This window comes from Pseudophaeobacter sp. (assembly GCF_039971195.1).
In the GTDB taxonomy this organism is placed as follows: Bacteria; Pseudomonadota; Alphaproteobacteria; order Rhodobacterales; family Rhodobacteraceae; genus Pseudophaeobacter.
This window is the reverse complement of sequence record NZ_JBDWPJ010000079.1, coordinates 1-8,693: the sequence shown is the minus strand read 5'-3', so window position 1 is coordinate 8,693 and position 8,693 is coordinate 1. Positions and strand designations below refer to the sequence as shown.

General features: G+C 54.8%; 10 protein-coding genes. 1 reads left to right on the top strand and 9 read right to left on the bottom strand.

What is annotated here, in order from left to right; all coding sequences use genetic code 11:
* Together ABJP42_RS06995 and ABJP42_RS06990 are read right to left on the bottom strand one after the other, a co-directional pair.
* On the bottom strand, positions 1-808 hold an 808-nt coding region (locus tag ABJP42_RS06995), incomplete at its 3' end, for a serine/threonine-protein kinase (protein WP_348339614.1).
* Positions 809-934: 126 nt separating this feature from the next.
* A complete protein-coding gene (locus ABJP42_RS06990) occupies positions 935-1,516 on the bottom strand; it encodes an OmpA family protein (protein WP_348339613.1) in 582 nt (193 codons plus the stop codon).
* Positions 1,517-1,714: 198 nt separating this feature from the next.
* Here ABJP42_RS06990 and ABJP42_RS06985 point away from each other — a divergent pair, with 198 nt between their 5' ends.
* On the top strand, positions 1,715-2,530 hold the full coding sequence (locus ABJP42_RS06985) for a M15 family metallopeptidase (protein WP_348339612.1): 816 nt from the start codon (positions 1,715-1,717) through the stop codon (positions 2,528-2,530).
* A gap of 29 nt (positions 2,531-2,559) precedes the next feature.
* On the opposite strand, the gene ABJP42_RS06980 is transcribed toward ABJP42_RS06985, so the two are convergent.
* The 7 genes from ABJP42_RS06980 to ABJP42_RS06950 all read right to left on the bottom strand — a co-directional run.
* Positions 2,560-3,078, bottom strand: a complete 519-nt coding sequence (locus ABJP42_RS06980; RefSeq protein WP_348339611.1) for a hypothetical protein — start codon at positions 3,076-3,078, stop codon at positions 2,560-2,562.
* A 92-nt stretch (positions 3,079-3,170) separates the two neighbouring features.
* Positions 3,171-4,661 (bottom strand): caspase family protein, encoded by a 1,491-nt coding sequence (locus ABJP42_RS06975; RefSeq protein WP_348339610.1) that lies wholly within the window; start codon positions 4,659-4,661, stop codon positions 3,171-3,173.
* A 141-nt stretch (positions 4,662-4,802) separates the two neighbouring features.
* Positions 4,803-5,129: a DUF8776 family protein gene (locus ABJP42_RS06970; RefSeq protein WP_348339609.1), complete on the bottom strand. Its 327-nt coding sequence runs from the start codon at positions 5,127-5,129 to the stop codon at positions 4,803-4,805.
* Between the two features lie 2 nt (positions 5,130-5,131).
* Positions 5,132-5,518 (bottom strand): response regulator, encoded by a 387-nt coding sequence (locus ABJP42_RS06965; protein ID WP_348339608.1) that lies wholly within the window; start codon positions 5,516-5,518, stop codon positions 5,132-5,134.
* A 34-nt stretch (positions 5,519-5,552) separates the two neighbouring features.
* Entirely contained in the window at positions 5,553-6,419 is an 867-nt protein-coding gene (locus ABJP42_RS06960; RefSeq protein ID WP_348339607.1) for a CheR family methyltransferase, read from the bottom strand.
* A complete protein-coding gene (locus tag ABJP42_RS06955; RefSeq protein WP_054462171.1) occupies positions 6,419-6,898 on the bottom strand; it encodes a chemotaxis protein CheW in 480 nt (159 codons plus the stop codon). The genes ABJP42_RS06960 and ABJP42_RS06955 overlap by 1 nt, the downstream gene beginning before the upstream one ends.
* Positions 6,888-8,693: chemotaxis protein CheA (locus ABJP42_RS06950; RefSeq protein WP_348339606.1), on the bottom strand; the 1,806-nt coding region annotated here is incomplete at its 5' end. The genes ABJP42_RS06950 and ABJP42_RS06955, both read right to left, overlap by 11 nt.

Here is an 8,693-nt window from a genome sequence, read left to right as displayed (position 1 = left end):
AGACCAGAACATCCGCAGCACTGGCCAGACGGCAGTTGGGATCCGGGTCGCACATCCGCTCCACCAGACGTTTGAACCGGGGCGGCAGTCCTTCAGTGTCCAGCGGTTTTTGTTTGTTCTCAACCACCTCCATGGGGTTGTCGCCAAGCGAAGGCGGCGCGCCACGGAAATTGGCTAGCAGCAGCGCCCCCAGAGAATAGATATCCGCCCGGGCATCTGTTTGTCCTGACATCTGTTCTGGTGCTGCATAGGAGTATTTCCCAGCAAATTCGTTGCCAACAATGGTTTCTGCGCCGGGGTTGGTATCTTTGGCGATGCCAAAATCAATAATGACCGCCTGGGCGGGGTCGCCATCCCGCAGAATGATATTATCCGGGCTGAGATCCCGGTGCACGATATTGCGGCTATGGGCGGCTTTCAGCCCCTCGGCCACACGACGACAAATGACCAGAAGGTCATCGGCGGACATCGGTCCCTGCTTGAGCTTCTTGTCGAGGCCGGGACCGTCAATGTAGTCCATCAACAGATAGATATGGCCATCTGGGGTGCGGTGATTTTCGGAATAGCGCACAACTGCGTCGTGGCGGATTTCACGGATGTTTTCTTCGCGGGCCATCAAGACCGTGAAGTCCTCATTGCCCGAAAGTTCCTGTTTCAAAACCTTGATAGCAACCAGATTGCCAGAGATCTCCGAACGCGCCTTGTAGACATCCGAGGTGCCCCCCCGGCCCAAAAGCATCTCAATTCGATAGGTATTGTTCAGCAGATCACCGGGCTGAAATAGGTCACTGGGCCGGGAGCTGATCATCGCTGCCAATCCTTGTACAGGGATATAGTGTTCTTGCTGTCTGAAGGCCCCGCAACAAGAACTGCGCAAAACCTATGGGGCTTTGCACAGTCAGGCCAGGCCTTGGCCAGGGTAAGGGGCACCAAGTCAGCCCAGAGCCTGAAATTCTACCCGACGGTTTTCATCGGCGCGCGTATCATTGGCATCGTAAGGCGCGGTTTCACCCATTCCTATCGCCTTGAGCATGTTTTCTTCGACCCCGCAGGAACTGATCAGGTGACGTCGCACTTCCTGGGCACGCAACAGCGAAAGCCGTTCGTTATAAGAGGCGGAGCCAGAACTGTCCGTATGACCGATGATCTGGAAGACCGTACCCTGCATAGCCTGCATGGAGGCACACATATTGGCCAGCTTGGGCTGTTGATCTGGTCGCAGGGTTGCACTGTCGAAATCAAAGGAGATCTGGACGTTGATCTGTGCCTGCCGTTCAACCGGAGTGTATTCTTCGGTGGCGGCAGCGACGGTCGCAGTTTCCTGATCGTCAACGGCGAGGCCAGCGGTCGCAGCCCCACTTGGTGCAATGACCAGACCACGGGTCTTTTGTTGTTGGAACGCCTTGGTGATTTCTTCGACGGTTAATTCCTGATCGCTGTCTTGGGCATGGGCCTGAGAGACCGGAAAGAACAGAGCAGAGCATACGAAGGCGGTAATAATACTGTCGCGGACCATAACGTGTCCCCTATACTTAAAAACATCACCTAAAAACTCTATACCACAGGATCCATTCTGCCAATGGGCAGGATGTGGTTACGGCTTTTGGTATTTACAGCCGTTGCGCCGACAAAAGGCTTTACTCGCCAGCCGCCTAGGCCTTGAATAGGCTGGTAATGAGTTGAGGGTGTTATGCGGGTCTTACCGGCGATTATTGTGTTTTTTGGGCTGCTGTTGGCGCCTGTGGTCTGGATTGGTCTAAAATGGATGCTGTCCGAAGAGGATTTTCAGGGGGCTTCGGTTGATTCTACCGCCCGGATCGAAATTGAGATGCTGCGCCAGCAGATTGAAGATCTGCAGCTGCGGCTGACAGATCTGCAGACAGAGGTGACTCGCTTACCGCTTGCCACGGGCGGGCAAATGAACGCAGAACCCTCGTCGGCTGAGGCCGAGCGTGAGATTTGGGACCAGACCGAAGGGGCTGATTTGGACTACGCCCAGGTTGTGCTGATTGCGGATCGGGTCAATGTCAATCGTGGGTTACAGGTAACCGGTGGCAAATACCTGACCGAACGTCTGGGACGTCCGCGCGAAACCCTGAATGACACCTGTCAGCCAATGACAAACCCCGAGCTGAAGGCAAAGCTGGTGACCGAGCAGGTCGGGCCAATCCGGGTCAGTATGCTGCGCCCGGCGATCGAAAGCCTGAAAGTTGTTTTTGAAAATATCCGTCAGGCGGATCCGGATCTCTATAACCGCATAAATACCGCAGGAGCGCTTTGTGTACGCCGCATCCGGGGGACAACAAATTCGCTCTCTACTCATAGCTACGGGTTGGCGGTGGATCTGAATATTGACGGGCAGTTGGACAATTTCACCGATGGGAAAACCCAATTGGGCCTGACCATTATGGCGGATTTCTTTTTTGACGAAGGCTGGGTCTGGGGGGCGGGATTTCGCCGCGAGGACAGCATGCATTTTGAAATCAGTCGCCGCCAGCTGGACGCTTGGATCAGCGAAGGCCGCCTGTGAAGGCGAGATGAGTTAAGTTTGCTCTGAGGTTAAGAGCGCAGCAACACCTTGTTGGAGCCCAATGCCTGTGCCACCTGTTGGTATTGATTGGCACGTTCAACGGATTGCGTAGAAGACCTGAGCAATCTGGTCTCTGCCTCCTCAAGGATAGCAATGGCCCGCTCATGGGTGCCGCGACGTCGGTCTGGAGCAACAGCCACCAACGGGCGGGTTGATTGCTGGCCGTCCGGTCCTATGAGGCGTGCCCGTGGTTTTGCGGGATCACGATTTTCACGGGCCAGATTGCGCAGCTCTTCTGCGGTGTCGCGCAGGATTTGTTTGAGTTCTGTATGGCCGCCAATATTGGCGGCGTCCTGTTCCAAGGCTTCGATCCGCTCAGCCAGACAATCCACTGTATAGCCGCCACTACCAGTGCAGAGGGAGTTCATTGACGCTAGCCGCGTCGCAATCTCGGGTATTGAGGAAACCTGAGTGGTGGGAGACCCGGATGCGGGGTCGCCTTCTTCGTCGTAGCTATAGCTGTAGCTACCGGTGGGTTGTGCGGGCAAAGGCAGGGGTAGGCTTATGGCCAAAAAACCGGCAGCTCCCAAGGCAATTCTTAAAACGCTGTTCATGTTAGACCCTTTTGGCTACTTAAATTTCAGTCTTCCAACCCATAGGCCCTGCGAATGCCCCGCTGGGTGCCAGGACCAAAATCACCGTCAATGCTGCCTTGATAGAACTTGTGTTCTTGCAGCTTGTTTTGCAGCGCCCGGCGGGTTTCCAGCTTGAACATATTGGGCCTTTCGCTCAGCAGGTTCAAAACATCGGTGCTACCAGAGCGCAGCGCCGCATAGAGAAACCCGGCGGCCTCTTCAGGGCCTTTGCCGGGGACAAGACCATCATCGATCAATGCAGCAAAGTTAAACTGGGCCTGCGGATGGCGTAGTTCCGCTGCCCGTTGGAAGAAAGTATAGGCTTTTTGGGGATTTGCAGACAGTCCAAGGCCGCCCTGATGGTGCAAAAACCCAAGATCATTTATTGCATCAGGAAAGTTCTGCAAGGCGGCGGCCTGGTAGAGCTCCAGCGCTTTTTGTGGATCGGCAGCGACGCCGGTGCCCCGCTCGTAGAGTTTGGCGAGTTCAAACTGTGCTTCGGGTGCCCCGGCATCGGCCGCGCGCTGCAAAAAGGAGACCGCTGCTACGGGATCAAACCGGCCGACATTGGGATTGAGCCGCATATAGGCGAGACCCAGCATAGACCGGGTATCCCCAAGGTCCGCCAGGGCAAGCAGTTGCTCTTCTTGATCTGGCTTCATCGAGGACCAAGCCTCTGATGTGCCAACTGAATCTGCGCCTCCATCAGCTGGTGAGAGATAAAAGGGTACACCTGTCAGAGAGCCATAGGTGTGGGGCTCTTGCAGATTTCCGGTCTTTTCCAAAACCAGATCGCGAACCTGGCGGAACATCAGGCTGATTTCCAGCCCGGGCTGCGCCATTTTTTTCATCAGGGCTTCGGCATAGGGGCTGTTGTCACCGGTTCCATCCAATGCGACCTGACCATCCCGCGCTGCAAAGGCGACCAGCGTTCCGCGATCAGGATCCACTGCTGCCATGCCACCACCGCCACCCCGGGTCTGATCCGAGGCAGCCTGGGCTTCGGCAACGGTATCAAGATCGATCTCATCGCCCAGCGGGTTGTCCCGGCAACTGTCCAGAATGACAATACGCATCTTTCGTGCATTGTCGACGGCCGCCAAGAGCTGCTTTAGCGAGGCTGACTGGCGTTGAATATCGCGGTTGTTGCTTGCCTTGACATCAATTGGCAGCAGAAAATTCTCCCCCTGCACCTCAACCCCATGACCGGCAAAATAGATCAAGGCGAGATCTGCCACTTCGGAGCGAAAGGCAAAATCCTCCAAGACCCGGGTCATGTCCTGGGTCGTGGAATCAAGGGAGAGGGTGACATCAAAACCAATATTTTCAAGGCTTTGCGCCATGCCATTGGCATCTTTGAGGGTGTTCTGCAGAGGCGGCAGAAACTGATAATTGGCCATGCCAATCACCAAAGCGATTTTGTCTCGCGCCGCCTCCGCCATCTGGGGGAGGGTGAGACAGGCAACAATTGCCAAGGTTTTTAGAAAACCAGCCATATCAATACCAACGAATACAAGTAACAAAACTAAAGGTAATCTAACGCGCTGATGCGGCAAGGAAAGGAAAAAAGCCGCTAAAGCAGATGCTCAAGCGGCTTTGATTTAAGCATTCGGCGTGCGCCGCTGGAAACAGGACCCTCAGCTGGGGACAAAGTTTCCGATTTCACGCAGGCGCTCGCGCAGTTTTTGCAAGGTGACCGTGTCTGTCGCCGCGTGAAGGTCAGCCTCACCCGTGTCCAGAACCTGGGCCTCGATCCGCTCATAGAAGCCAGCCATACCGGCCAGTGTCTGCATCACCAGGTCAAAATCCTGAAGTGATTGCGTTTCCTGGCGGTTAGGCTTGGTGCCGCGATCAAAAATATCGTGCACCACGTCTTCTAAGGCTTGCACCTTGGAATACAGCTGCCGCATTTCCCTTGCGGAAATCGCGCTGAGTCCAGAAATTGTGTTGCGTTGCTCTTCCATGTTTAGAGTCGCCCGACGACCTGTTCGATGGCCTGCTGCATCGTCGAGACAGTGAAAGGCTTACGGATGATGTTGTTCAACCCAAGCTTTTTGCCTACTTCGATGATTTCTGGTGTGGGTTTACCCGTCACCAGAATAAAGCCAAGACGCGCTGTGGCCTGATTGCCCCGGACTGCCTGCAGCAGACCCAAACCATCCATGCCCGGCATGTTATAGTCGGACAAAACCAGGTGAACCGGCGTGGTTGTCAGCTTTTGAAACGCAGACTGGCCGTTGTTTTCCACCATGTAGTTCTTGATGCCAAGCTCATCAAGACACTGGGTAATAATCCCGCGGCTTGTGGACATATCATCGACGACCATTACGCGTAGAGAGTCTTTTAAGCTCATGATTTTTTTCCTCGTGTTGCTCTTGTCTGCTCGCTTACTGAGCATCGCCTCCGGGCGGAGTGTTGATGTAAGTTGTGATTCCAGATGTCTTTAGCTTCTTCTCTGCAGGCCCGGACATTCGTTCGGAGTGGCCGATGAAGAGATATCCACCCGGGGTCAAATTCTGCTGAAAAGCCAGCCAGACTTTTTGCTGGGTTGGCGTGTCAAAGTAGATGGCCACGTTGCGGCAAAAAATCGCGTCGAACTTTCCCTTGAAGGGGAAGGGTTCGATCAAATTCAGCACCCCAAAGGTGATCATCGACCTCAAGTTTTCGGGCATCCGCCCATCCGGATCCATCTTGGGTACCAGGCTACGGTACTCAGAAGGGATCTGGTCAATTTCGTCCTGCGGGTATTTGGCCGCCTTGGCAAATTCCACAACCTGGGGATCAATATCCGTACCCAGGATCTTGAAATCATACTTGCCGATATCCGGACACATGCTGTGAATGATCATCGCCATCGTAAAGGGTTCAGGCCCTTTTGAACAGCCAGCAGACCAAATCCGAACCCGTCCGCCGTTGCGCGCCTTTTCGATCAGCGGCGGCAAAACATCGTTGCGCAGCGTTTCAAAATGGTGCGGTTCACGGAAGAAATGCGTGACATTGGTGGTCAGGAGCGACAGCAGTTTGCTGCGTTCCTTGTCACTGTTCTTGCCGTTCAAAGCAGCCAGGTAGTCTTTGAAATTCACAACATTCTGCTGTCTCAACTGGCGGGCCAGCCGCGCAGAAACCAGAGGTTTCTTGCTGCTCGACATCGCCAGTCCGAAGTGTTTATAGGCAAAATCGGCGATTGCCTCGAAATCCTGATCCGTCAGGGTGAACCCGTCGGAAGGAGTTTCTATGGGACCCGCAACAGACATTAGAGCACTTGCTCCGGAACAGAGATGACCGCATCCAGATTGATGATACGCACCATTGTTTCATCATGCGAGATGATGCCCTGGATGTACTCCATGGTATTGCGGCTATCGACAGGTGGAGTTTCCTGAATCTCTTCCGGATTGATCGAGATGATCTCGGAGACAGATTCAGCCAACAGGCCAACAGGTTTACCCGCAGAGGAGACCACGATCACAACGTTCCGCTCGCTGGCTTCGGTTGTTTCCAGGCCAAAGCGGGCCGAGAGATCGTAGATAGGGATCACTGCGCCACGCAGGTTCATCACACCCAAAACGTCCGAAGGCGCATGGGGCAGGATGGTCACTGGGGACCAGCGCCGGATTTCCCGGATCTGGGTGATTTTCAGACAGAAAGCCTGTCCGGCGACGGTGAAGCTAACAAACTCGCTAAACTGAGCGTGCTTAACCTCTTGATCGTTACTTTTTACTTCAGCTTGCATTGCTCATTCTCCGCTCGGAATCAAAGGCGCCTGCCGCAGGCGAGGCCGCCAGGATACTTTCTGGGTCAAGGATCATCGCGATCTTGCCGTCCCCAAGGATGGTTGCGGCTGCGACGCCGGCAATTTCTCCACAGACACCGTCCAGACTTTTGATGACGACCTGGCGTTGGTCATGGATGTCATCCACTGCCAGGGCGCTGCGTTGTCCGGTTTCGGTCTCCACCAGGAGGTAGACGCCAGGGGGTTGATCGCTGTCTTCTTTCCGCAGGCCAAGCGCTCCGGCGACATCACAGATCGGAACAAAACTGCCGCGGATCGATAGCAATGTGCCATCGGCGCCCAGGTTGTTGATCATGTCATCGTTGCCGCGCATTGTTTCGACAATCGAGGTGATCGGAACCACCATTGTCTGGTCCGCAACCGAAACAACCATACCGTCCATAACCGCAAGGGTCAGAGGCAGAATGATCGTAAAGGTCGAGCCTTTGCCCGGGGTGGAAGAGATATTGATCCGCCCGCCAAGACCGGTCACTGCGTTTTTCACAACATCCATGCCAACCCCACGACCGGAGAGGTTAGAGACCTCTTTGGCGGTGGAAAAGCCTGGAGCGAACAGCAGGTTATCGATCTCACTATCGGTGAGCTCAGCGTTCTCTGGAATAAGACCCTTTTCGATAGCGATCTGCTTCACACGGGGGCGGTTCACCCCAGCGCCATCGTCTTTGACTTCGATACAGACCGAACCGGAACGGTGCGACGCGGAGAGACGAATTTCACCAATTCGTTCCTTGTTGGCGCCTTCGCGATCTTCGGGCTTTTCGATGCCGTGGTCGACCGCATTCCGCAGGATATGCGTCAAGGGATCGGCCAGACGTTCAATCACTGTCTTATCGACTTCGGTATTTTCACCCTCAGTCACCAGCTTACAAGTTTTACCAGTGGCGCTGGAGGCTTCGCGGACAATCCGAGCCATGCGCTGGAACAGCGGCTTAACCGGTTGGGCGCGAATGGACATGACACCTTCCTGGATATCGCGGGCCAGGTTCTTAAAGCCCTCCAGTTCAGTTTCAACATCTCGGACATCGTCCACATCGAGGTTGGCAATTTGCTGTGCCAGCATCGAATGGTTGATGATCAGCTCCCCAACAGCATTGATTAGCCGGTCCACCCGCTCAAGATCCACGCGCAGGGTTGGATTAGGACCACGCTGCTCTGATTTTGTGGTCTCAGCTTTGGGGGCCGCAGGCTTGGTTCCGGTTGCTTCCGGTTTCACCTCCGGGGTTGGCGCAGGGGCCGGCTGTTCAAAAGGGGCGGCAGGGGTCTCTTCAACCATAACTGTAGGCTCCGCTACGGGAGTGGGCTCGGCTATGTCCGGAGCCGTGCCGAAGGCAGCCTCCAAGGCAGCCAGTGCTTTTGCATCAGCTTCAGCGTCGCCATCACCATCGATGGAAAGTTCGCAGAGGCCTTCGACAAATTCGAAGACGGCTTCTACAGTGGATCGTGCTTCTGTGGTGGTGAGAGTAAGGTTCCAGCTCAGGTAGCTTTCTTCTGGATCAATACTGTCAAAACCAGGCAGTTCAGAGTCATCGAGCTCAATGTCCAGGGTTCCCATCTCTTGCAGAGCTTGGAACAGGAAAATAGGCTCGTTGCCGGTGCTGTACATGTCTTTCAGAGGACGGAAGTGGATGCGATAAGTTTCCTCGCTCGCAACTTCCGGAATATCGATCGCGCCGATATCCATTGGACCTCCAAGCCCCATAGGCTCGAATGTGGGGTCTTCTTCCTCTTCAGGATT

Coding starts and splice junctions, on each gene's coding strand:
- ABJP42_RS06990 (WP_348339613.1), bottom strand. CDS start 1,516: ATGGTCCGCGACAGTATTATTACCGCCTTCGTATGCTCTGCTCTGTTC.
- ABJP42_RS06975 (WP_348339610.1), bottom strand. CDS start 4,661: ATGGCTGGTTTTCTAAAAACCTTGGCAATTGTTGCCTGTCTCACCCTC.
- ABJP42_RS06970 (WP_348339609.1), bottom strand. CDS start 5,129: ATGGAAGAGCAACGCAACACAATTTCTGGACTCAGCGCGATTTCCGCA.
- ABJP42_RS06965 (WP_348339608.1), bottom strand. CDS start 5,518: ATGAGCTTAAAAGACTCTCTACGCGTAATGGTCGTCGATGATATGTCC.
- ABJP42_RS06960 (WP_348339607.1), bottom strand. CDS start 6,419: ATGTCTGTTGCGGGTCCCATAGAAACTCCTTCCGACGGGTTCACCCTG.
- ABJP42_RS06955 (WP_054462171.1), bottom strand. CDS start 6,898: ATGCAAGCTGAAGTAAAAAGTAACGATCAAGAGGTTAAGCACGCTCAG.